At 68.9% G+C, this 25960-nt stretch carries 1 protein-coding gene (only partly in view); it reads right to left on the bottom strand.

Features of this window, described 5'->3' with window-relative positions; translation table 11 throughout:
• Positions 1-25960, bottom strand: partial view of a tandem-95 repeat protein gene (locus tag JC881_RS19005; RefSeq protein ID WP_198787267.1) — the 5' portion only. It extends 1778 nt beyond the left edge of the window; only the first 25960 of its 27738 coding nucleotides appear in the window; its start codon is at positions 25958-25960; its stop codon lies off the left edge, out of view.

Here is a 25960-nt window from a genome sequence, read left to right as displayed (position 1 = left end):
GCACCGGGATGCCGGTGAGCGGCGTGTTGATCGGCGTGCTGGCGGTGTCGTCGCCGGCAACGGGCGCGTCGTTCACGGCATCGACGGTGAGGGTCAGCGTCGAGGTGTCGGTGCTCGAACCATCGGTCATGCTGTAGGTGACCAACGGGACCGGGCCGTTGTAGTTGGCCGCCGGCGTGAAGGTGTAGCTGCCGTTCGCGTTGATCACCAGCGTGCCGATGCCGGCGATGGTGGCGGTCTGGCCGGCCGTGTAGGTCGTGCCGTCGCCCGCCACCGTGAAGCCCGCGACCGTGACGGGGCCGTCCACGCTCGTGGTGCCGGTGAGCACCGAGCCGGTGAGCGGCGTGTCTTCGTTGGTGTTCGCGGTTTCGTTCGCATCGGCGAAGGCGTCGTCCACCGGCGCGACGGTGATCGCGAGCGTCGAGGTGTCGGCGCTGGAGCCATCGGTCAGGCTGTAGGTGACCACCGGCACAGGCCCGTTGTAATTGGCGGCCGGTGTGAAGGTGTAGCTGCCGTTCGCGTTGATCACCAGCGTGCCGACGCCTGCGATGTTCGCGGTCTGGCCGGCCGTGTAGGCCGTGGCGTCGCCTGCCACGGTGAAGCCGGTCACGCTCACCGGTCCGTCCACGCTCGTGGTGCCTGTGAGCACCGAACCGTTCAGCGGCGTGTCTTCGTTCGTGGTGGCCGTTTCGTCGGCGTCGGTGAAGGCGTCGTCCACCGGCGCGACGGTGATCGTGAGCGCGGAGGTGTCGGTGCTCGAGCCGTCGGTCATGCTGTACGTGACCACCGGGACCGGGCCGTTGTAGTTGGCCGCGGGCGTGAAGATGTAGTTGCCGTTGGCACCGATCACCAGCGTGCCGACGCCCGCGATCGTCGCGGTCTGGCCGGCGGTGTAGACCGTGGCGTCGCCTGCAATGCTGAAGCCCGTGACGGTGACCGGGCCGTCCACGCTTGTCGTGCCCGTGAGCACGGAGCCGGTGAGCGGCGTGTCCTCGTTGGTGCTGACGGTTTCGTTCGCGTCGGTGAACGGATCGTCCACCGCGGCGACCGTGATCGTCAGCGTCGACGTGTCCGTGCTCGAGCCGTCGGTCATGCTGTAGGTCGCGACGGGCACCGGGCCGTTGTAGTTCGCGGCCGGGGTGAAGGTGTAGCTGCCGTTCGCGTTGATCACCAGCGTGCCGAAGTTGGCGATGGTCGCGGTCTGGCCCGCCGTGTACACGGTGGCGTCGCCGGCCAGCGTGAAGCTGGTCACCGTGACGGCGCCGTCCGGACTCGTCGTGCCGGTCAGCACCGAGCCGGTGAGCGGCGTGTCTTCATTCGTGCCGGCCGTTTCGTCGGCGTCGGTGAAGGCATCGTCAACGGGCGCGACAGTGATGGTCAGCGTGGACGTATCGGTGCTCGACCCATCGCTCATGCTGTACGTGGCCACCGGCACCGGACCGTTGTAGTTGGCGGCCGGCGTGAAGGTGTAGGTGCCGTCGCCGTTGATCACGAGCGTGCCGACGCTGGCGATCGTCGCCGTCTGCCCCGCGGTGTAGACCGTCGCGTCGCCGGCCACGGTGAAGCTGGTCACCGTGACGGCGCCGTCCGGGCTCGTCGTGCCCGTGAGCACGGAGCCGGTGAGCGGCGTGTCTTCGTTGGTGCTGGCCGTTTCGTTCGCATCGGTGAACGGGTCGTCCACCGGGGCGACGGTGATCGTGAGCGTGGAGATGTCCGTGCTCGATCCGTCGGTCAGGCTGTACGTGGCCACGGGGACCGGGCCGTTGTAGTTCGCGGCCGGGGTGAAGGTGTAGGTGCCGTTGGCGTTGATGACCAGGGTGCCCACGTTGGCGATGGTCGCCGTCTGGCCCGCGGTGTAGACCGTAGCGTCGCCTGCGAGCGTGAAGCTCGTGACCGTCACCGGGCCATCGACGCTCGTGGTGCCCGTGAGCACGGAGCCCGTGAGCGGCGTGTCCTCGTTCGTCGTCGCGGTCTCGTCGGCGTCGGTGAACGCATCGTCCACCGCAGCGACGGTGATCGTGAGCGTCGAGGTGTCCGGGCTCGAACCGTCGGTCATGCTGTACGTGACCACCGGCACCGGGCCGTTGTAGTTGGCGGCCGGCGTGAAGGTGTAGCTGCCGTTCGCGTTGATGACCAAGGTGCCGACGTTCGCGATGGTCGCCGTCTGGCCGGCCGTGTACGTCGTGCCATCCCCTGCGACCGTGAAGCTCGTGACCGTCACCGGCCCGTCCACGCTGCTCGTGCCCGTGAGCACGGAGCCGGCGAGCGGCGTGTCTTCATTCGTGGTGACGGTTTCGTTCGCATCTGTGAACGGGTCGTCCACCGGCGTGACGGTGAGGGTCAGCGTCGAGGTGTCGGTGCTGGACCCATCGGTCATGCTGTAGGTCACCACGGGCACCGGGCCGTTGTAGTTCGCGGCCGGGGTGAAGGTGTACGTGCCATCGGTGTTGATGACCAGCGTGCCGACGTTCGCGATGGTCGCGGTCTGGCCCGCCGTGTACACCGTGGCATCGCCGGCCACGCTGAAGCCCGTGACCGTCACCGGGCCATCGACGCTCGTCGTGCCCGTGAGCACGGAGCCGGTCAGCGGCGTGTCTTCGTTGGTGGAAGCCGTTTCGTCGGCATCGGCGAATGCGTCGTCCACCGGGGCGACGGTGATCGTGAGCGTGGAGGTGTCCGTGCTCGATCCGTCGGTCAGGCTGTACGTGGCCACGGGGACCGGGCCGTTGTAGTTCGCGGCCGGGGTGAAGGTGTAGGTGCCGTTGGCGTTGATGACCAGGGTGCCCACGTTGGCGATGGTCGCCGTCTGGCCCGCGGTGTACACCGTGGCGCTGCCCGCCAGCGTGAAGCTCGTGACCGTCACCGGGCCGTCGACGCTCGTGGTGCCAGTAAGCACCGAGCCGGTCAGCGTCGTGTCCTCGTTGGTGGACACCGCTTCGTCGGCATCCGTGAACGGATCGTCCACCGGCGTGACCGTGATCGCGAGCGTCGAGGTGTCGCCGCTCGATCCATCGGTGAGGCTGTACGTGACGAGCGGCACCGGGCCGTTGTAGTTCGTCACAGGCGTGAAGGTGTAGCTGCCGTCGCCCGCGATCACCAGCGTGCCCACGTTCGCGATGGTCGCCGTCTGCCCCGCGAGGTAGACCGTGGCGCTGCCCGCCAACGTGAAACTGGTCACGGTGACATTGCCGTCCGGGCTGGTGGTGCCGGTCAGCACCGAGCCGGTGAGCGTCGTGTCCTCGTTCGTGCTGACGGTTTCGTTCGCGTCGGTGAACGGATCGTCCACCGGCGCGACGGTGATGGCGAGCGTGGAGGTGTCCGTGCTCGATCCATCGGTCAGGCTGTACGTGACCAGCGGCACCGGGCCGTTGTAGTTCGCGGCCGGCGTGAAAGTGTAGGTGCCGTCGGTGTTGATCACCAAGGTGCCGACGTTCGCGATCGTCGCGGCCTGGCCTGCCGTGTAGACAGTGGCATCGCCAGCCACGCTGAAGCTGGCAACCGTCACGGGCCCGTCCACGCTCGTGGTGCCCGTGAGCACCGAACCTGTGAGCGGCGTGTCTTCGTTCGTGCTCGCGGTTTCGTTCGCGTCGGTGAACGGATCGTCCACCGGCACCACCGTGATGTTCAGCGTCGAGGTGTCGCCGCTCGATCCGTCGGTCATGCTGTACGTGACCACCGGCACGGGGCCGTTGTAATTGGCGGCCGGCGTGAAGGTGTAGCTGCCGTTCGCGTTGATCACCAGCGTGCCGACGTTGGCGATGTTGGCGGTTTGCCCCGCCGTGTACGTGGTGCCGTCGCCGGCGACGGTGAAGCTCGTGACCGTCACCGCGCCGTCCACGCTCGTCGTGCCCGTGAGCACCGAGCCGGTCAGCGTCGTGTCCTCGTTCGTGCTGACGGTCTCGTCGGCATCCGTGAACGCATCGTCCACCGCCGTCACGCTGAAGCTCAGCGTGGAGGTGGCCGTGGCTGTGCCATCGGTGACGGTATACGTCGCCACCGGCACCGGGCCGTTGTAGTTCGCGGCCGGTGTGAAGGTGTAGCTGCCATCGCCGTTGATCACCAGCGTGCCGACGTTCGCGATGGTCGCGGTCTGGCCTGCTGTGAAGGTGTTGCCGCCGATGGTGAACTGCGTCACCGTGAGTGGCCCGCCTTCGACGTCCGTGTCGTTGATCAGCACATTGCCCGTGGCTGGCGTGTCCTCGTTGGTGACGACGCTGTCGGGGTTGCCCACGGGCGTGTCGTTGACCGCCGCGATGTCGAAGGTGATGGTGTTCGGTGCCGTGTCGAACGCGCCGCCCGAGTCCTGCACCGAGAACGCAAGGCTCGCATAGGCCGCGCCGTTGCCGTTGGCGCCGGGCACGAAGGTGAGCGCCCCGGCCGCGATGTCCGCGGCCGAGACGAGCTGCCCCACCGCCACCGCCACGCCGTTGAACAGCAGCGTGCCGTTCACGGGCAGCGCGTCGATGCGCACGTTCGCGAGCGTCTGGCCCGCGTCGGTGTCGAAGAAGATGAAGTTGGCCGTCGTCAGGGTGACGGTCGTGTCTTCGGTACCGTTGACCGTCACGCTCTCGCTCTCGGGCGGCGTATTCGCGCCCACGTTGACCGTGAGCACCGCGGTGTCCGTGCCGCCCTTGCCGTCGCTCACCGTGTAGGTGATCTGCACCGGGCCCGAGACGTTGGTGGCGGGTGTGAAGTTGAGCGTGCCATTTGGATTGACCGTGACGGTGCCGAGCGCCGGATTCACCGTCGCGCCCGTCACGCTGAGCGCATCGCCGTCCACGTCCGCGTCGTTCGCGAGCACCGGGATGTTCGCCAGCGGCGTGTTGATCGGCGTGGTCGCCACATCGTCGCCCGCCACCGGTGCGTCGTTGACCGCGCCGACATTGACCGTCACCGTCGCGGTGGACGTGCCGCCGTTGCCGTCGCTCACCGTGTACGTGAAGCTCGCAGCGCCGTTGAAGTTCGGCGCTGGCGTGAAGACGACATTGCCGCCCACAAGGCTCACGGAGCCATTGACGGCGCCCTGCACGCTCGTGATCGTCAGCGTGTTGCCTTCCACATCGGTGTCGTTGCCCAGCAGGTTCGCGACGGGGATCGACAGCGGCGTGTCCTCGGTCGCCGCGACGGTATCGGGATTGGCCACCGGCACGTCGTTGACCGCCGCGATGTTGAAGGTGATCGTGTTCGGCGTCGCATCGAACGCGCCGCCCGAGTCCTGCACCGAGAAGGTGAAGCTCGCATAGGCCGCGCCGTTGCCGTTGGCACCCGGCACGAAGCCGAGGCGCCCCGCGGCGATGTCGCTGGCCGAGATGGTCTGCCCGGCCGTCACCGCCACGCCATTCAGCAACAGCGTGCCGTTCACCGGCAGCGTGTCGATGCGCACGCTCGACAGGCTCTGCCCCGCGTCCGCATCGGTGAAGGCGAAGTTGGCGGGCGAGAGTGTGACCGGCGTGTCTTCGGTGCCGCCGACGGTCGCGTCCGCGCTCTGCGGCGGCGTGTTGGCGCCGATGTTGACCGTGAGCACGCCGGTGTCGGTGCCGCCCTTGCCGTCGCTGACCGTGTATTCGATCTGCACCGGCCCCGTCACGTTGGCGGCCGGCGTGAAATTCAGCGTGCCGTTGGGGTTGACGGTGACCGTGCCGAGCGCCGGGTCCACCGTCGCGCCGGTCAGGGTGAGCGCGTCGCCGTCCACGTCGGTGTCGTTGGCGAGCACCGGAATCCCCGACAGCGGTGTGTTGATCGGCGTGCTCGCGACATCGTCGGTGGCCACGGGCGCATCGTTGACCGCGCCGACGTTGACCGTCACCGTTGCGGTCGATGTGCCGCCGTTGCCGTCGCTCACCGTGTAGGTGAAGCTGGCGGTGCCGTTGAAATTCGGCGCCGGTGTGAAGACGACGTTGCCGCCCACGAGGCTCACCGTGCCGTTGACCGCACCCTGCACGCTGGTGATCGTCAGCGTGTTGCCTTCCACATCGGTGTCGTTGCCGAGCAGGGTCGCCACGGGAATCGACAGCGGTGTGTCTTCGGTCGCCGCCACCGTATCGGGGTTGGCGACCGGCACGTCGTTCACTGCGGCGATGTTGAAGGTGATGGTGTTCGGTGTCGCGTCGAACGCGCCGCCCGAGTCCTGCACGGAGAAGGTGAAGCTCGCGTACGTTGCGCCGTTGCCGTTCGCGCCTGGCGCGAAGCCGAGGCGCCCGGCCGCGATGTCCGCCGCCGAAATGGTCTGCCCCGCAGTCACCGCGATGCCATTGAGCAGCAGCGTGCCGTTGAGCGGCAGCGTGTCGATGCGAACGCCCGAGAGGCTCTGCCCCGCATCGCTGTCGGTGAAGGCGAAGTTGGCGGTCGTCAGCGTGACGGACGTGTCCTCCGTGCCTGCGACCGTCGCGTCCGCGCTTTGCGGCGGCGTGTTCGCGCCGATGTTGACGATGAGCACGCCGGTGTCCGTGCCGCCCTTCCCGTCGCTCACCGTGTAGGTGATCTGCACCGGGCCGGTGACATTCGTCGCGGGCGTGAAGTTGAGCGTGCCGTTGGCATTGACCGTGACCGTGCCAAGCGCCGGGTCCACCGTCGCACTGGTCACCGAGAGCGCATCGCCATCCACGTCGGTGTCGTTCGCGAGCACCGGGATGTTCGCGATCGGTGTGTTGATTGGCGTGGTCGCTGTGTCGTCGGTCGCCACCGGCGCATCGTTGACTGCGCCGACACTGACCGTCACCGTCGCGGTGGAAGTACCGCCATTGCCATCGCTCACCGTGTAGGTGAAGCTGGCCGTGCCGTTGAAGTTCGGCGTCGGCGTGAAGACGACGTTGCCGCCCACGATGCTGACCGTGCCGTTGACCGCGCCCTGCACGCTGTCCAGCGTCAGCGTGTTGCCCTCCACGTCGGTGTCGTTGCCCAGCAGGTTCGCGATCGGGATGGACAGCGGCGTGTCTTCCGTTGCGGCCACCGTGTCGGGGTTGGCCACGGGTGCGTCGTTGACCGCGGCAATGTTGAACGTGAGCGTGTTCGGTGTCGCATCGAACGCGCCGCCCGAGTCCTGCACCGAGAAGGTGAAGCTCGCATACGCCGCGCCATTGCCGTTCGCGCCCGGCGCGAAGCCCAGGCGCCCGGCCGCGATGTCCGCCGCCGAGATGGTCTGCCCGGCCGTCACCGCGATGCCATCGAGCAGCAGCGTCCCGTTGAGCGGCAGCGTGTCGATGCGCACGCTCGCGAGGCTCTGGCCCGCATCGCCGTCGGTGAAGGCGAAGTTGGCGGTCGTGAGCGTGACCGGCGTGTCTTCGGTGCCGTCGACCGTCGCGTCCGCACTCTCGGGCGGCGTGTTGGCGCCGATGTTGACCGTGAGCACCGCCGTGTCGGTGCCGCCCTGGCCGTCGCTCACCGTGTAGGTGATCTGCACAGGGCCGGTCACATTGTTGGCGGGCGTGAAGTTGAGCGTGCCGTCCGGATTGAGGGTGACCGTGCCCAGCGCGGGGTCGACCGTGGCCTGGGTCACGGTCAGCGCGTTGCCGTCCACGTCGCTGTCGTTCGCGAGCACCGGGATGTTCGCGAGCGGCGTGTTGATGGGCGTGGTCGCCACGTCGTCGCCCGCCACCGGCGCGTCGTTGACCGCGCCGACGTTGACCGTCACCGTGCCCGTCGCGGTTCCGCCGTTGCCGTCGGTCACCGTGTAGGTGAAGCTGGCGGCGCCGTTGAAGTTGGGCGCCGGCGTGAAGACGACATTGCCGCCCACGAGGCTCACCGTGCCGTTGACTGGGCCCTGCACGCTGGTGATGGTGAGTGTGTTGCCTTCTACATCGGTGTCGTTGCCCAGCAGGGTCGCCACCGGGATCGACAGCGGTGTGTCTTCGGTCGCTGTCACCGTGTCCGGGTTGGCCACCGGTGCGTCGTTGACCGCCGCGATGTTGAACGTGATGGTGTTCGGCGCCGTGTCGAACGCGCCACCCGAATCCTGCACCGAGAAGGTGAAGCTCGCGTACGTCGCGCCGTTGCCGTTCGCGCCTGGCGCGAAGCCGAGGCGACCGGCGGCAATGTCCGCCGCCGAGATGGTCTGCCCGGCCGTCACCGCAATGCCATTGAGCAGCAGCGTGCCGTTGAGCGGCAGCGTGTCGATGCGAACGCCCGAGAGGCTCTGGCCTGCATCGCCGTCGGTGAAAGCGAAGTTCGCGAGTGTGAGCGCCACCGGCGTGTCTTCGGTGCCGTTGACCGTCGCGTCCGCGCTTTGCGGCGGCGTGTTCGCGCCGATGTTGACCGTGAGCACGGCAGTGTCCGTGCCGCCCTGGCCGTCGCTCACCGTGTAGGTGATCTGCACCGGGCCCGTCACGTTCGCCGCGGGCGTGAAGTTCAGCGTGCCGTCCGCATTCACCGTCACCGTGCCGAGCGCGGGGTTGACCGTCGCACCGGTCACGCTGAGCGCATCGCCGTCCACATCGGTGTCGTTCGCAAGCACCGGGATGTTCGCGAGCGGCGCGTTGATCGGCGTCGTCGCCACGTCGTCCCCGGCCACGGGCGCATCGTTGACCGCGGCGACGTTGACCGTGACGGTCGCGGTGGATGTGCCGCCGTTGCCGTCGCTCACCGTGTACGTGAAGCTGGCCGTGCCGTTGAAATTCGCCGCGGGCGTGAAGACCACATTGCCGCCCACGAGGCTCACCGTGCCGTTGACCGCGCCCTGCACGCTCGTGATCGTCAGCGTGTTGCCTTCCGCATCGGTGTCGTTGCCCAGCAGGTTCGCCACCGGAATCGACAGCGGCACGTCCTCGGTCGCGGCCACCGTGTCGGGGTTGGCCACCGGTGCGTCGTTCACGGCGGTGACGTTGAAGGCGAAGGTGTTGGGCGTCTCGTCGGTGTTCAGCCCCTCGTTGGCCGTGCCGCCGTTGTCCACCACCTGGAAGGTGAACGCGCCGATGCCGTTGCCGTTCACATTGGCCGCGGGTGTGAAAGTGAGCTGGCCGAGGCTGCCCACCGGAATCACCTGGCCTGCAGTGACCTCGACGCCATTCAGGCGCAGCACGCCTTCTGCTGCGGGCGGCAGGCTCGTGATGACCACCGACTCCAGCCCGTTGGCGGGCGTGTCGCCCGCATCGGTGATCGGGAAGTCCGCCGCCGAGAAGGTGTACGTGCCGTCCTCGTCGAGGGTGACCGTGCGGTCGGCGCCTTCGGGTGCGTCGTTGATCGGTGTGATGCCGATGAGCGCGGTGTCGGTGTCGGTCAGCGCGCCGCCCGCGCCGGTGTTGCCCAGGTCGCTGGTCGTCATCGTCAGCGTGACACTGCCATTGGCGTTCGCGACCGGCACGTAGGTCGGCCGGGATGCGCTCGCCAGGTACGCATTGATGCTGGCCTGCGAGCCTTCCAGGATCAGCGTGCCCGTGCCGCTGCCGGTCACGGTGACGCCTGCGCCCGAAGCTGCCGTGAGCGAGCCCGCGGGCACGCTCAACGTCACGCGCATCGGGCCGCTGCCGGCATCCGCGTCGGTGATCTGCAGGCCGGTGAGACCCACGGTCGTGTCTTCGTTCGTCGTCCAGCCCGTGGGCAAGGTGTTGACCGGCGCATCGTTGACTGCGCCGACCGTGAGGGTCAGCGTCGAGGTCGCGGTGGCCATGCCGTCGCTCACCGTGTACGTCACCACCGGCACCGGGCCGTTGTAGTTCGCGGCCGGCGTGAAGGTGTAGCTGCCGTTGGCATTGATCACCAGCGTGCCGACGCCCGCGATGGTCGCGGTCTGCCCCGCGGTGAAGGTGCCGTCGCCGGCCACCGTGAAGCCGGTGACCGTCAAGGTGTCGCCGTCGACGTCGGTGTCGTTGCCCAGCACGTTGCCCGTGGCGGGCACGTCCTCGGTCACGGTGGCGGTGTCGGGGTTGCCGACGGGGCCGTCGTTGACCGCGGTGACGTTGATCGCGAGCGTGGAGGTGTCGCTGCTCGAGCCGTCCGTCATGCTGTACGTGGCGACCGGCACCGGGCCGTTGTAGTTCGTGGCGGGCGTGAAGGTGTAGCTTCCGTTCGCATTGATCACCAGCGTGCCGATGTTCGCGATGGTCGCAGTCTGGCCGGCGGTGTAGACCGTGGCGTCTCCGGCGACCGTGAAGCTCGTGACCGTCACCGGGCCGTCGACGCTCGTGGTGCCCGTGAGCACGGAGCCGTTCAGCGGCGTGTCTTCGTTCGTGCTCGCGGTCTCGTCGGCGTCGGTGAATGCATCGTCCACCGGCGCGACGGTGATGGTCAGCGTCGAGCTGTCCGTGCTCGATCCGTCGGTCATGCTGTACGTGACCAGCGGCACCGGGCCGTTGTAGTTCGCGGCCGGGGTGAAGGTGTAGCTGCCGTTGGCATTGATCACCAAGGTGCCGACGTTCGCGATGGTGGCGGTCTGCCCCGCCGTGTAGGCCGTGGCATCGCCCGCGACGGTGAAGCCGGTGACGCTCACCGGCCCATCGACGCTCGTGGTGCCCGTGAGCACCGAACCGGTGAGCAGCGTGTCCTCGTTGGTGGTCACCGCTTCGTCGGCGTCGGTGAACGCATCGTCCACCGGGGTGACCGAGAGCGTGAGCGTCGAGCTGGCCGTGTCCGTGCCGTCGCTGACCGTGTAGCTCACCACCGGCACCGGGCCGTTGTAGTTCGCGGCCGGGGTGAAGGTGTAGGTTCCGTTGGCGTTGATCACCAGCGTGCCGACACCCGCGAGGGTGGCGGTCTGCCCCGCCGCGAAGGTGTTGCCGCCGACCGTGAACTGCGCCACCGCGAGGGTGTTGCCATCCACGTCGGTGTCGTTGGTCAGCACATTGCCGCTGACAGGCGTGTCTTCGGGCGTCGTGGCGCTGTCGGCATTGCCGAGCGGCGCATCGTTGACCGGGGCGATGTCGAAGGTGATGGTGTTCGGCGTCGCGTCGAACGCGCCGCCCGAGTCCTGCACCGAGAAGGTGAAGCTCGCGTAGGTTGCGCCATTGCCGTTGGCGCCCGGCACGAAGCTCAGGCGGCCGGCGCTGATCTCGCTGGCAGCGATGGTCTGCCCCGCCGTCACCGCCACGCCGTTGAGCAGCAGCGTGCCGTTGAGCGGCAGCGTGTCGATGCGCACGCTCGCGAGGCTTTGCCCCGCATCGCCGTCGGTGAACGCGAAGTTGGCCAGCGAGAGCGTGACCGGCGTGTCTTCCATGCCGGTGACGGTGGCGTCCGCGCTCTCCGGCGGCGTGTTGGCGCCGACGTTGACGGTCAACACCGCGGTGTCGGTGCCGCCCTTGCCGTCGCTCACCGTGTAGGTGATCTGCACCGGCCCGGTGACATTCGTGGCGGGCGTGAAGTTCAGCGTGCCGTTGGGGTTGACGGTGACCGTGCCCAGGGCCGGGTCCACGGTCGCGCCGGTCACGGTGAGCGCATCGCCGTCCACGTCGATGTCGTTCGCGAGCACCGGGATGTTCGCCAGCGGCGTGTTGATCGCCGTGCTGGCCACGTCGTTGATGCCGGTCGGTGCATCGTTGACCGCGCCGACGTTGACCGTCACCGTCGCGGTCGATGTGCCGCCGTTGCCGTCGCTCACCGTGTAGGTGAAGCTCGCGGTGCCGTTGAAGTTGGGCGCGGGCGTGAAGACGACATTGCCGCCGACCAGGCTCACCGTGCCGTTCACGCCGTCCTGCACGCTGAGGATGGCGAGCGTGTCGCCGTCCACGTCGGTGTCGTTGCCCAGCAGCGTGGCCGGGGCGATGGTGAGCGGCGTGTCCTCGGTGGCGGCCACCGTGTCGGGGTTGGCCACGGGTGCATCGGCCACCGGCAGCACGGTGATGGTGAGCGTGGAGACGTTGCCGCTCGAGCCGTCGGTCATGTTGTACGTGACCACCGGCACCGGGCCGTTGTAGTTGGCCGCCGGCGTGAAGGTGTAGCTGCCGTCGGCGTTGAGCACCAGCGTGCCGACGTTGGCGATGGCCGCGGTCTGCCCCGCGGTGTAGGTGGTGGCGTCGCCGGCCACCGTGAAGGTGGTGACGGTCACCGGACCGTCCACGCTGCTTGTGCCGTTCAGCACGGAGCCGGTGAGCGCGGCGTCCTCGTTGGTGCTGACGGTTTCGTTGGCGTCGGTGAAGGCATCGTCCACCGGCGTCACGTTGAGGGTGAGCGTGGATTGCGCGGTGGCGGTGCCGTCGCTCAGCGTGTAGGTGGCCACGGGCACCGGGCCGTTGTAGTTGGCGGCCGGCGTGAAGGTGTAGCTGCCGTCGCTGTTGATCGTGAGCGCGCCCACGCCCGCGAGGTTCGCGGTGCTGCCGGCCAGGAAGGTGTTGCCGCCGATGACGAACTGCGTCACCGTGAGCGCATTGCCGTCCACGTCGGTGTCGTTGGCGAGCACGTTGCCGCTGAGCGGCGTGTCTTCGACCACGGTGCCGGTGTCGGCGGTGCCCACGGGCGCATCGTTGACCGGGGCGATGTTGATCGTGCGGGTGTCGGTGTCCGCGAGCGCGCCGCCGCCGGTGTTGCCGCCGTCGTCGGTGGTCATCGTGAGCACCACCGCGCCGTTGGCGTTGGCCACCGGCACGTAGACGGGCGCGCTCGACGCCAGGTAGGCGTTGATGTCGGCCTGCGTGCCCGTGAGCACCACGGTGCCCGTGCCCGAGCCGCTGACGCCGACCGCGCCGCCGGGGCCGGCCGTGAGCGTGCCCGAGGCGACCGAGAGCGTCACCGTGATCGTGCCGCCCGCGGCATCGACGTCGGACACCGAGAGGCCGGTGAGCGGCAGCGGCGTGTCTTCGCTGCCCGCGAAGCTGGCCGGCAGCGTGTTGACCGGCGCGTCGTTGACGGGCGCGACCGTGATCGCGAGCGTCGAGCTGTCGGTGCTCGAGCCGTCGCTCAGGGTGTAGGTGACGACCGGCACCGGGCCGTTGTAGTCGGCCAGCGGCGTGAAGGTGTAGCTGCCGTCGGCGTTCAGGGCGAGCGTGCCGACGTTGGCGATGGTCGCGGTCTGGCCCGCGGCGTAGGCGGTGGCGTCGCCGGCCACGGTGAAGCCGGTGACCGTGACCGGGCCGTCCGCGCTCGTGGTGCCCGTGAGTACCGAGCCGGTGAGCGGCGTGTCTTCGTTGGTGCTCACGGTCTCGTCGGCATCGGTGAATGCGTCGTCCACCGGCGCGACGGTGATGGTGAGCGTGGACTGCGCATTGGCGGTGCCGTCGTTGACCGTGTAGGTCGCCACCGGCACCGGGCCGTTGTAGTTGGCCGCTGGCGTGAAGGTGTAGCTGCCGTCGGCGTTGATCTGCAGCGTGCCCACGCCCGCGAGGGTCGCGGCGGTGCCGGCCGCGAAGGTGGTGCCGCCGACGGTGAACTGCGTCACCGTGAGCACATCGCCGTCCACGTCGTTGTCGTTGCCCAGCACGTTGCCGGTCGCGGGCGTGTCCTCGTCGACGGTGGCGGTGTCGGGGTTGGCCACGGGCGCATCGTTGACCGCGGCGATGTTGAAGGTGAGCGTGTTCGGCGTGGTGTCGAAGGTGCCGCCCGAGTCCTGCACCGAGAAGGTGAAGCTCGCGTAGGGAGCGCCGTTGCCGTTGGGGCCCTGCACGAAGCTCAGGAGTCCTGCCGCGATGTCGCTCGCGGAGATGGTCTGGCCCGGGGTGACCACCGCGCCATTGAGCAGCAGCGCGCCGTTGGCGGGGATCGTGTCGATGCGCACGCTCGCCAGGCTCTGGCCCGCATCGGTATCGGTGAACGGGAAATTGGCCGGCGTCAGGACCAGCGGCGTGTCTTCCGTGCCGTTGACCGTGGTGTCGGCGCTCTGCGGCGGCGTGTTGGCGCCGACATTGACGGTGAGCACCGCGGTGTCGGTGCCGCCCTTGCCGTCGCTCACCGTGTAGGTGATCTGCACGGGGCCGGTCACGTTGGTGGCGGGCGTGAAGTTCAGCGTGCCGTCCGGGTTGATGGTGACGGTGCCCAGCGCCGGATTCACCGTGGCCTGCGTCACGGTGAGCAGGTCGCCGTCCACATCCGTGTCGTTGGCGAACACCGGGATGTTCGCCAGCGGCGTGTTGATCGCCGTGCTGGCGACGTCGTCGCTCGCCACCGGGGCGTCGTTGACGGCCGTGACGTTGAAGGCGAAGGTGTTGGGCGACTGGTCGGCGTTCTGCCCGCCATTGGCGGTGCCGCCGTTGTCCACCACCTGGAAGGTGAACGCGCCGATGCCCACGCCGTTCGCATTGGCCGCGGGCGTGAAGGTGAGCTGGCCGAGGCTTCCCACCGGAATCACCTGCCCTGCCGTGACATCGACGCCGTTCAGGCGCAGCACGCCCTGCGCTGCGGGCGGCAGCGTCGTGATGACCACCGACTGCAGGCTGTTGGCCGGCGTGTCGCCCGCATCGGTGATCGGGAAGTCCGCCGCCGAGAAGGTGTAGGTGCCGTCTTCGTTGATCGTCACCGTGCGGTCGGCGCCCGAAGGCGCGTCGTTCGCGGCGGCGATGGTGATGGTTGCCGTGTCGGTGTCCGTCAGCGTGCCGCCGGCGCCGGTGTTGCCCAGGTCGCTGGTCGTCATGGTCAGCGTGACGCTGCCGTTGTCGTCGGCCACTGGCGTGTAGTTCGGCCTTGCGGCGCTCGCGAGGTAGGCGTTGATGCTGGCCTGCGAGCCTTCCAGGATCAGCGTGCCCGTGCCGCTGCCGGTCACGGTGACGCCTGCGCCGGATGCTGCCGTGAGCGAGCCCGCGGGCACGCTCAGCGTTACGCGCATCGGGCCAGCGCCCGCGTCCGCGTCGGTGATCTGCAGGCCGGTGAGGCCGACCGTGGCGTCTTCGTTGGTGGTCCAGCCCGTGGGCAGCGTGTTGACGGGCGCGTCGTTCACCGCGCTCACCGTGAGCGTCAGCGTCGAGGTGGCGATCGCTGTGCCGTCGCTGACCGTGTACGTCACCACCGGCACGGGGCCGTTGTAGTTCGCCGCGGGCGTGAAGGTGTAGCTGCCGTTCGCATTGATCACCAGCGTGCCGACGCCCGCGAGGGTCGCGGTCTGTCCCGCGGTGAAGGTGCCGTCGCCTGCGATGGTGAAGCTCGTGACCGTGAGCGTATTTCCGTCGATGTCGGTGTCGTTGGCCAGCACGTTGCCGGTGGCGGGCACGTCTTCGGTCACGGTGGCGGTGTCGGGGTTGCCCACCGGTGGGTCGTTGACCGCGGTGACGCTCAGGGTCAGCGTCGAGGTGTCCGCGCTTGAACCGTCGGTCATGCTGTACGTGACCACGGGCACCGGGCCGTTGTAGTTGGCAGCTGGCGTGAAGGTGTAGGTGCCGTTGGTGTTGATGACCAGCGTGCCGACGTTCGTGATGGTCGCGGTCTGCCCTGCCGTGTACACCGTGGCATCGCCGGCCACGGTGAAGCCCGTGACGGTGACCGGGCCGTCGACGCTCGTCGTGCCGGTCAGCACGGAGCCCGAGAGCGGCGTGTCTTCGTTCGTGCTCACGGTTTCGTCGGCGTCGGTGAACGCGTCGTCCACTGCGGCGACGTTGATGGTCAGCGTCGAGGTGTCGCCGCTGGAGCCGTCGGTCATGCTGTACGTGACCACCGGGACCGGGCCGTTGTAGTTCGCGGCCGGCGTGAAGGTATAGCTGCCGTTGACGTTGATGACCAGCGTGCCCACGCCCGCGATGGTCGCGGTCTGGCCCGCCGTGTAGACCGTGTCGTCGCCCGCGATGCCGAACGTGGTGACCGTCACCGGGCCGTCCACGCTCGTCGTGCCCGTGAGCACCGAACCGGTGAGCGGCGTGTCTTCGTTGGTGGTGACGGTTTCGTTGGCGTCTGTGAAGGCATCGTCCACGGGCGCGACCGTGAGGGTCAGCGTCGAGGTGTCGCCGCTCGAGCCGTCGGTCAGGCTGTACGTGACCACGGGCACCGGGCCGTTGTAGTTCGCGGCCGGCGTGAAGGTGTAGCTGCCGTTGGCGTTGATCACCAGCGTGCCCACGTTGGCGATGGTGGCCGTCTGGCCCGCCGTGTACGCAGCCGGATCGCCCGCGACCGTGAAGCCCGTGACGGTGACCGGGCCGTCCACGCTCGTGGTGCCCGTGAGCACTGAGCCGGTGAGCGGCGTGTCTTCGTTCGTCGTGGCGGTTTCGTCGGCGTCGGTGAACGCGTCGTCCACGGGCGCTACCGTGATCGTCAGCGTCGAGGTATCGCCGCTCGATCCATCGGTGAGGCTGTACGTGACGACCGGCACGGGCCCGTTGTAGTTCGCGGCCGGCGTGAAGGTGTAGCCGCCGTTGGCGTTGATGACCAGCGTGCCGACGCCCGCGATGGTGGCCGTCTGGCCCGCGGTGTAGGTGAGCGGGTCGCCCGCGACGGTGAAGCTCGTGACGGTGACCGGGCCGTCCACGCTCGTGGTGCCCGTGAGCACCGAACCTGTGAGCGGCGTGTCTTCGTTGGTGCTCGCGGTTTCGTTCGCGTCGGTGAATGCATCGTCCACGGGCGCGACGGTGATCGTCAGCGTCGAGGTATCGCCGCTGGAGCCATCCGTCGTGCTGTACGTGACGACCGGCACCGGCCCGTTGTAGTTCGCGGCCGGTGTGAAGGTGTAGCTGCCGTTGGCGTTGATGATCAAGGTGCCGACGTTGGCGATCGTCGCGGTCTGGCCCGCGGTGTAGACCGTGGCGTCGCCCGCCACCGTGAAGCCCGTGACCGTGACCGGGCCATCGACGCTGGTCGTGCCCGTGAGCACCGAGCCCGTCAGCGCCGTGTCTTCGTTCGTCGTGACCGTCTCGTCGGCATCGGTGAACGCATCGTCCACCGGCGCGACGGTGATGGTCAGCGTCGAGGTGTCGCCGCTGGAGCCGTCCGTCGTGCTGTACGTGACGACTGGCACCGGGCCGTTGTAGTTGGCGGCCGGCGTGAAGGTGTAGGTGCCGTCGGTGTTGATCACCAGCGTGCCGACGTTCGCGATGGTCGCGGTCTGGCCCGCGGTGTAGACCGTGGCGTCACCTGCGATGTTGAAGCTCGTGACCGTGACCGGGCCATCGACGCTCGTGGTGCCCGTGAGCACGGAGCCGGTGAGCGGCGTGTCTTCGTTGGTGGTGACGGTTTCGTCCGCGTCGGTGAACGCATCGTCCACGGGCGCGACCGTGATCGCGAGCGTCGAGGTGTCGCCGCTCGATCCATCGGTGAGGCTGTACGTGACGACCGGCACGGGCCCGTTGTAGTTGGCGGCCGGCGTGAAGGTGTAGCTGCCGTTGGCATTGATGACCAGCGTGCCCACGCCGGTGATCGTCGCGGTCTGGCCTGCCGTGTAGACGGTGGCATCGCCCGCCACGCTGAAGCCCGTGACCGTCACGGGACCGTCGACGCTCGTGGTGCCCGTGAGCACCGAGCCGTTCAGCGGCGTGTCTTCATTCGTGGTGACGGTTTCGTTCGCATCGGTGAACGGATCGTCCACCGGAGCGACGGTGATCGTCAGCGTCGAGGTGTCGCCACTCGATCCATCGGTCAGGCTGTAGGTGACGACGGGAACAGGGCCGTTGTAGTTCGCGGCCGGCGTGAAGGTGTACGTGCCATCGGCATTGATCACCAGGGTGCCGACGTTCGCAATCGTCGCGGTCTGTCCTGCGGTGTACGTCGTGCCGTCGCCGGCCACCGTGAAGTTGGCAACGGTGACCGGGCCGTCCACGCTCGTGGTGCCGGTGAGCACCGAGCCGGTGAGCGGCGTGTCTTCGTTGGTGGTGACCGTCTCGTTCGCGTCGGTGAACGGATCGTCCACCGGGGCCACGGTGATGGTCAGCGTCGAGGTGTCGCCGCTGGAGCCATCGGTCATGCTGTACGTGACCACCGGCACGGGGCCGTTGTAGTTGGCCGCCGGCGTGAAGGTGTAGCTGCCGTTCGCGTTGATCACCAGCGTGCCCACGCCCGCGATGTTCGCGGTCTGCCCAGCCGTGTGGACCGTGGGATCGCCCGCCACCGTGAAGGTGGTGACGGTGACCGGCCCGTCCACGCTCGTCGTGCCCGTGAGCACGGAGCCGGTGAGCGGCGTGTCTTCGTTGGTGGTCACCGTCTCGTTCGCGTCGGTGAACGCATCGTCCACCGCGGTCACGCTGAACGTCAGCGTGGAGGTGGCCGTGGCTGTGCCATCGGTGACCGTATAAGTCGCCACCGGCACGGGGCCGTTGTAATTCGCGGCCGGCGTGAAGGTGTAGCTGCCGTTCGTGTTGATCACCAGCGTGCCGACATTCGCGATGGTCGCGGTCTGCCCTGCTGTGAAGGTGTTGCCGCCGATGACGAACTGCGTCACCGTGAGCGGCCCGCCTTCCACGTCCGTGTCGTTGGTCAGCACATTGCCCGTGGCCGGCGTGTCCTCGTTGGTGACGACGCTGTCGGGGTTGGCCACCGGCACGTCGTTGACCGCCGCGATGTTGAAGGTGAGCGTGTTGGGCGCGGCGTCGAACGCGCCGCCCGAGTCCTGCACCGAGAAGGTGAAGCTCGCATAGATCGCGCCGTTGCCGTTGGCGCCCGGCACGAAGGTGAGCCGCCCTGCGGCGATGTCGGCCGCGGTGACCGTCTGGCCCGCCGCGACCGCCACGCCATTGAGCAGCAGCGTGCCGTTGACGGGCAAGGTGTCGATGCGCACGTTCGTGAGCGTCTGGCCCGCGTCTGCATCGGTGAAGGGGAAGTTCGCCGTCGTGAGCACGAGCGGCGTGTCCTCGGTGCCGTTGGCGGTCGTGTCGGCGCTCTGCGGCGGCGTGTTGGCGCCCACGTTGACCGTGAGGACCGCGCTGGCCGTGCCGCCCTTGCCGTCGCTCACCGTGTAGGTGATCTGCACCGGGCCCGTCACGTTGGTGGCGGGCGTGAAGTTGAGCGTGCCGTTCGGATTGACCGTGACGGTGCCGAGCGCCGGATTCACTGTCGCGCCGGTCACGCTGAGCGCATCGCCGTCCACGTCGGTGTCGTTCGCGAGCACCGGGATGTTCGCCAGCGGCGTGTTGATCGGCGTGCTGGCCGAGTCGTTGGCGGCCACCGGCGCGTCGTTCACGGCCGCGACATTGACGGTCACCGTCGCGGTCGCGGTGCCGCCGTTGCCGTCGCTCACCGTGTACGTGAAGCTCGCGGCGCCATTGAAATTCGCCGTGGGCGTGAAGACCACATTGCCGCCCACGAGGCTCACCGTGCCGCCGACGGCGCCCTGCACGCTGGTGATGGCGAGCGTGTTGCCTTCCACGTCGGTGTCGTTGCCCAGCAGGTTCGCCACCGGGATCGAGAGCGGCGTGTCTTCGGTCGCAGCGACCGTGTCGGGGTTGGCCACGGGCGCGTCGTTGACGGGCGTGACGTTGAAGGCGAAGGTGTTGGGTGACTGGTCGGTGTTCTGTCCGCCGTTGGCCGTGCCGCCGTTGTCCACCACCTGGAAGGTGAAGGCGCCGATGCCGTTGCCGTTCACATCGGCCGCCGGCGTGAAGGTGAGCTGGCCGAGGCTCCCCACGGGAATGACCTGCCCCGCCGTCACCGCGACGCCGTTCAGCCGCAGCACGCCCTGTGCCGCCGGTGGCAGCGTGGTGATGACCACCGACTGCAGGCTGTTGGCCGGCGTGTCGCCCGCATCGGTGATCGGGAAGTCCGCCGCCGAGAAGGTGTAGGTGCCGTCCTCGTTCAGCGAAACGGTGCGGTCCGCGCCCGAAGGCGCGTCGTTCACCGCGGTGAGGGTGATGGTCGCGGTGTCGGTGTCGGTCAGCGCGCCACCGGTGCCGGTGTTGCCCAGGTCGCTGGTGGTCATGGTCAGCGTCACGCTGCCGTTGGCGTTCGCCACCGGCACGTAGTTCGGCCGTGCGGCGCTCGCGAGGTACGCATTGATGCTGGCTTGCGTGCCTTCGAGCACGAGCGTTCCGGTGCCGCTGCCCGTCACCGTGACGCCTGCGCCCGATGCCGCCGTGAGCGAGCCCGTGGGCACGCTCAGCGTCACGCGCATCGGGCCGGTGCCCGCGTCCACGTCGGCGATCTGCAGGCCGGTGAGGCCGGCGGTCGTGTCTTCGTTCGTGGTCCAGCCGGCGGGCAGCGTGTTGACCGGCGCATCGTTCACCGCGCTCACCGTGAGCGCGAGCGTCGAGGTGGCGGTCGCCGTGCCGTCGCTCAGCGTGTACGTGACCACCGGCACCGCGCCGTTGAAGTTCGCGGCCGGCGTGAAGGTGTAGCTGCCGTTGGCATTGACCACCAGCGTGCCCACGCCCGCGATGGTCGCGGTCTGCCCCGCGGTGAAGGTCGAGCCGTTGACCACGAACTGCGTGACCGTGAGCGCATCGCCATCGACGTCGGTGTCGTTGGCCAGCACGTTGCCGGTGACGACCGTTTCTTCGGCGCCTGCGCCGGTGTCCGCATTGCCGACCGGCGCGTCGTTGACCGCCGTGATGTTGAAGGCGAAGGTGTTGGGCGACTGGTCGGTGTTCTGCCCGCCGTTGGCGGTGCCGCCGTTGTCCACCACCTGGAAGGTGAACGAGCCGATGCCCGTGCCGTTCGCATTCGCAGCGGGCGTGAAGGTGAGCTGGCCGAGGCTGCCCACCGGAATCACCTGCCCCGCCGTCACCGCCACGCCGTTCAGGCGCAGCACGCCCTGCGTCGCGGGCGGCAGCGTGGTGATGACCACCGACTGCAGGCTGTTGGCGGGGGTGTCGCCCGCATCGGTGATCGGAAAGTCCGCGGCAGAGAAGGTGTAGGTGCCGTCCTCGGCGATCGTCACCGTGCGGTCCGCGCCCGAGGGCGCGTCGTTCACCGTGTTGATGGTGATGATCGCCGTGTCGGTGTCGGTCAGCGTGCCGCCGGTGCCGGTGTTGCCGAAGTCGGTGGTGGTCATGGTCAGCGTGACGCTGCCGTTCTGGTTCGCCACCGGCTGGAAGTTCGGCCGCGCCGCGCTCGCAAGGTACGCGTTGATGCTGGCCTGCGAGCCTTCGAGCACGAGCGTGCCCGTGCCGCTGCCGGTCACGGTGACGCCTGCGGCCGAGGCCGCGCTGAGCGTGCCGGCCGGCACGCTCAGCGTGACGCGCATGGTGGCGCTGCCCGCGTCCACGTCGGTGATCTGCAGGCCGGTGAGGCCGACTGCCGCGTCCTCGTTGGTCGTCCAGCCCGCAGGCAGCGTGTTGACCGGCGCATCGTTCACCGCGGTGACGGTGATCGTGAGCGTGGAGGTGACGGCGGTCGTGCCGTCGCTCACCGTGTAGGTGGTCACCACCGGCGGTGTGCCGTTGTAGTCGGCGGCCGGCGTGAAGGTGTAGCTGCCGTTGGCATTGATCACCAGCGTGCCCACGCCCGCGATGGTGGCGGTCTGCCCTGCGGTGAAGGTCGAGCCGTTGACCACGAACTGCGTGACCGCGAGCGGGTCGCCGTCCACGTCGGTGTCGTTGGCCAGCACGTTGCCGGTGACGGGCGTGTCCTCGGTGCCGGTGGCGCTGTCGGGGTTGATGACCGGGGCGTCGTTCACGGCCGTGACGTTGAAGGCGAAGGTGTTGGGCGTCGCGTCGGTGTTGAGGCCCCCGTTCGCCGTGCCGCCGTTGTCCACCACCTGGAAGGTGAATGCGCCCAGGCCGTTGCCGTTGAGGTTGGCGGCCGGCGTGAAGGTCAGTTGCCCGAGGCTCCCCGCGGGAATGACCTGCCCCGCCGTCACCGCCACGCCGTTCAGGCGCAGCACGCCCTGCGAGGCCGGCGGCAGCGTGGTGACGATGATCGACTGCAGGCCGTTGGCCGGCGTATCGGCCGCATCGGTGACCGGGAAGTCCGCGGCCGAGAAGGTGTAGGTGCCGTCTTCGTTGAGCGTGACCGTGCGGTCGGTGCCCGATGGCGCATCGTTCACCGCGGCGATGGTGATCGTCGCGGTGTCGGTGTCGGTCTGCGCGCCGCCGCCGCCGGCATTGCCCAGGTCGGTGGTGGTCATGGTCAGCGTCACGCTGCCGTTGGCGTTCGCCAGCGGCACGTAGTTCGGCCGCGCCGCGCTCGCGAGGTAGGCATTGATGCTGGCCTGCGAGCCTTCGAGCACCAGCGTGCCCGTGCCGCTGCCGGTCACGGTGACGCCGCCGCCCGAGGCGGCCGTGAGCGAACCCGTGGGCACGCTCAGCGTCACGCGCAGGGTGCCGCTGCCGGCATCCACGTCGGCGACCTGCAGTCCGGTGAGGCCGACCGTCGCGTCTTCGTTCGTGCTCCAGCCCGCGGGCAGCGTGTTGACCGGCGCATCGTTGACCGGCGCGACGTTGACGGTCGAGGTCACGGTGTTGGAGTTCGCGGCGCTGTCGTTGACCGTGTAGGTGACGGTGCGCGCCACGGCCGAGGGGTCTTCGGAGGTGTTGGCGTACTGCACCGCGCGCAGCGCCGCCTGCCACTGCGCGGTGGAGGCGGTGTTGCCGGCCGAGCTCAGCGTCATGACGCCGGTCGCGGCGTTGTAGGTGCCGACGATGTTGCCCATCGCGGCCGGCACGTTGGTGAAGCTCAGCACGTCCTGGCCGGGCACGAAGTTGCCGGTGATGGCCACGGTGCCGCTCGCGAGCGTGGCGTTGTCCAGGTCGGAGACGACGATGGCGCCGTTCACCGCGGTGGGCGTGCCGTTCTCGGTGTAGGTGACGCTGGAGCCGCCCGAGAGCACCGGCGCGTCGTTCACCGCGGTGACGTTCACGGTCGAGGTGACGACGTTGGAATTGAGCGCGCTGTCGTTCACCGTGTAGCTCACGGTGCGCGCGGCGGTGGCGGGGTTGTCCGAGCCGTTGCTGTACTGCACCGCGCGCAGCGCCGCCTGCCACTGGGCCGTGGTGGCGGTGTTGCCGGCCGAGCTCAGCGTCATGACGCCGGTCGCCGCGTTGTAGGTGGCGGTGATGTTGCCCATGGTCGCGGGCACGTTGGTGAAGCCCAGGATGTCCTGGCCCGCGACGAAGTTGCCGGTGATCGCCACCGTGGCCGAGGCGAGCGTGGCGCTGTCCACGTCCGAGACGGTGATCGCGCCGTTCACCGCGGCCGGAGCGCCGTTCTCGGTGTACGTGAGCGTGGAGCCGGTGCCCAGCACGGGCGCGTCGTTCACCGGCACCACCGTGATCAGCGCGTGCGCTGTGTTGGAGGTGAAGGCGCCGTCGTTCACGGTGACGGTGATGTCGCGCACCGGCGAAGCCGTGGGGTTCTGCAGCGTGCTCTCGAAAGTGATCGCGCCGATGGTGCTCGCGTACACCGCCTTGGTGGCCGAGCCGGTGAGGTTGATGGTGGTCACCCCGCCGCTCACGCTCACGGTGTAGGCCAGGCCGTTGAGCGTGCCGGTGGAGCCGTTGGCCAGCGCCACGCCGCCGATGCGCATCAGGTCGCCCGCCTGCCCGTTGGTGAGCACGATCTGCGCCGAGACCATGTTGGTCGAGTCGCTGTCCACGATGGAGGCGTCGGTGTCCGAAATGGCGACCGGTGCGCCGTCTTCGGTGTAGGTGCCGCTCCAGTCGCGGCCCGGCGTGATGTCCGCCGAGGTGAACACGCGCACGTTGTCGATCGACACGTCGTCGCCCGCGGCCAGGAGCGTCGTGTCGGGCGTGAAGTTGAAGACCAGGTTGCCGGCGTTGGCGACCGTGCTCGGCAGGTTGATGGTGATGTCGGTGTAGGTCCAGTTGCCGAACGTGCTCGGCGCGACGATGGTGCTCGGGCCGGTGGCGCCGTTCGAGTAGACGACGGTGGCGATGTTCGGGTTCAGCCCCGAGCGGCCGGTGGTGATGGTCGCGTAGACCACGCCGCCCACGCTCACGGTGAGGACGGACGAGGCGTTGGAATCGGGGAAGCCGTTGTTCCAGCCGAAGCCGAAGACGATCTGCGCCGCGCCGCTGGTGCCCGGCCCCGACTGCAGCCCCGTGAGGCCGGCCTGCGTGAGCGAGCCGGAGGTGATGTCGGAGGTCCACTGGGCGTGGTCGCCGGCGAAGGTGGTCGAGCCCGTCGAGGTCCAGCCCGTGCCGCCGCCGGTGAAGCCGCCGTTGTTCACGACGTCGGTGGTGTTGGTGCCCGAGTTCAGGTCGATGACCGGCGGCACCTTGTCGTAGGAAAAATCGGCCGTGAGGTCCGAGCCGCCGATGCTCGCGAGCGAGATGGCCCGGAACGCGGCGCCGTTGGTCGGCGAGCTTCCGCCCAGCGCGCCGTTGGTGTCGGTCACGCGCACCACGTAGGCGCCGGGCAGCACGCCGGTGAACAGGTAGTTGCCCGTCGCGTTGGTGGTGTCGGTGGCGAGCACGCGCTCGCCCGTGTCGGCCACGCCGTTGCCGTTGACGTCGTCGATCAGTTGCACCGTGACGTTCGCGATGCCGGTGTCGCCGGCGCCGAAGACGCGGTCGCCGTTGTTGTCGTCGAAGATCCTGTCGCCGATGGTGCCCGTGGCCGGCACGGCGCCGGCGCCGTCGGCCACCGAGCCGCCGATGGCGGTCGAGCCGTTGGTGGTGACGTTCACCGTCGAGACCAGCGCACCGGTCGCCGGGTTGAGGCTCTGGATCGTGGTGCCGCCGATGGCATAGAGGCCGCCGTTGGTGCCGGTGGCCAGCTGGATCGAGGTCGGCGTGTAGGCCACGTTGGTCAACTGGTTGCCGGTCGCAAGGTCCCAGCGCACGAACGAGCGCGTGGTCGCGTCGTTGCTGCCCACGCTCACCAGCGCGTTGTTGGCCGTGTCGATGGCCAGGTCGCCCCATTCCGCACCGCCGGCAACGGCGCTCACGAACACCGAGGTGCCGGTGATGCTGCGCCCGTCGGCCGCGAACACGAGGCGGAAGATGCGGTCGGACGTGGTGCCGCCGACGTTCTCCACGCCCAGGTACATCGCGCCGTTGTAGTAGGCCGCGCCGCCGCCGCTCACGCCCTGGTCGCCGGCCACGACGAGGCTGCCGTTGTCGGTGATGTTCGAGTCGATGAGGATGTGGGTGTTGTTGATGTAGTCGTAGGCAAAGAGCGCCCGCGACGTGGTGGAGGTGCCGTCCAGGTAATAGATGAGCCCCGCCGCCGCATTGAGCGACAGCGCGTTGGGCGTGTCGCCCACCGCGATGCCGCCGACCGTCGCGGGCACGTTGGTGAGCGTGGTGGCCTTGCCGGTGGTGACGTCGATGCTCACGATCGTGCGGCCGTACACGGCGAGCACGGCGCCGCTGCCGGTGTTCACGGCCGCATCGAGCGTGCTGTCGTAGGCGGCCTGCGCGTGGTCGTCGACCACCACGCGGCTCTCGATGTGGCCGACCTGGTATTCGAGGTTCCAGTTGCCGCCCAGGCGCTGGGCGCCGGTGAGGTCCACCGAGGCCGCGACGTCCGCGCCCGTCAGGCGCGAGAGGCTGTGCGTGAACTGCTCGCCCACCACGCCCTGCGCGGTGTCGCAGCCGTACAGGAGGATGTCGCCGTCGCGGCCGAGCGCGCTGCCGATGGCCGCGAGTTCGGCCGACCGCGCGGAGAGGTCGGCGTTGTCGTACACCGCATTGCCCAGCCGCAATTCGCCCGGGTCGCCGTGCGAAATGATGTGGATGGCGCCGACGTCGGTGCGCCCGCGCAGCGCGCTCGCGATCTGCGAGAGGCCGTCGGAGCGGCTGTCCAGGAACACCACTTCGGCCGACGGGTCGATGCCCTGCAGCAGCGTCGACACGTCCGAGATGCCGGGGTCGATGAAGACGATCTGCGCGCCCTGGTTCTCCCGCGGCGCGAGGGCCTGCAGCGCGTGGCCGAGGCCATCGAACGCAGAGGCGCCGCCGTGGTCCGCCGTGCCGGTCTTCTCATCGACCGACGTGTACATGTAGGCGGTGTCTTCGCTCCAGCCATTGGCCAGGGTGGCGGGTGCCGCGGGAGCGGGCGCCTGCGCGTGGTCGGCCTGGCCAGCCTGGCCAGCTTGACGAGCGGCATCGGCGACGGCGGCATCGGCCTGCTGGGCCGCGGCCTGCGCCGCGAGCACTTCGGCGCCGGTTGCCACGGCCGCGGCATCGAACATGTAACGGGCCTCCAGCGCCATGGCGCGAAGCCCCGCGCTCTGGGGCGCGGCCGCTGCAGAAAGATCGGCGGCACGCGGGGTGCCGGTGCGGGAGGATTTTTTTGCCAT

Source organism: Variovorax sp. IB41 (assembly GCF_016405905.1).
Lineage (GTDB): Bacteria > Pseudomonadota > Gammaproteobacteria > Burkholderiales > Burkholderiaceae_C > Variovorax.
This window is presented reverse-complemented; position numbering and strand designations above follow the sequence as displayed.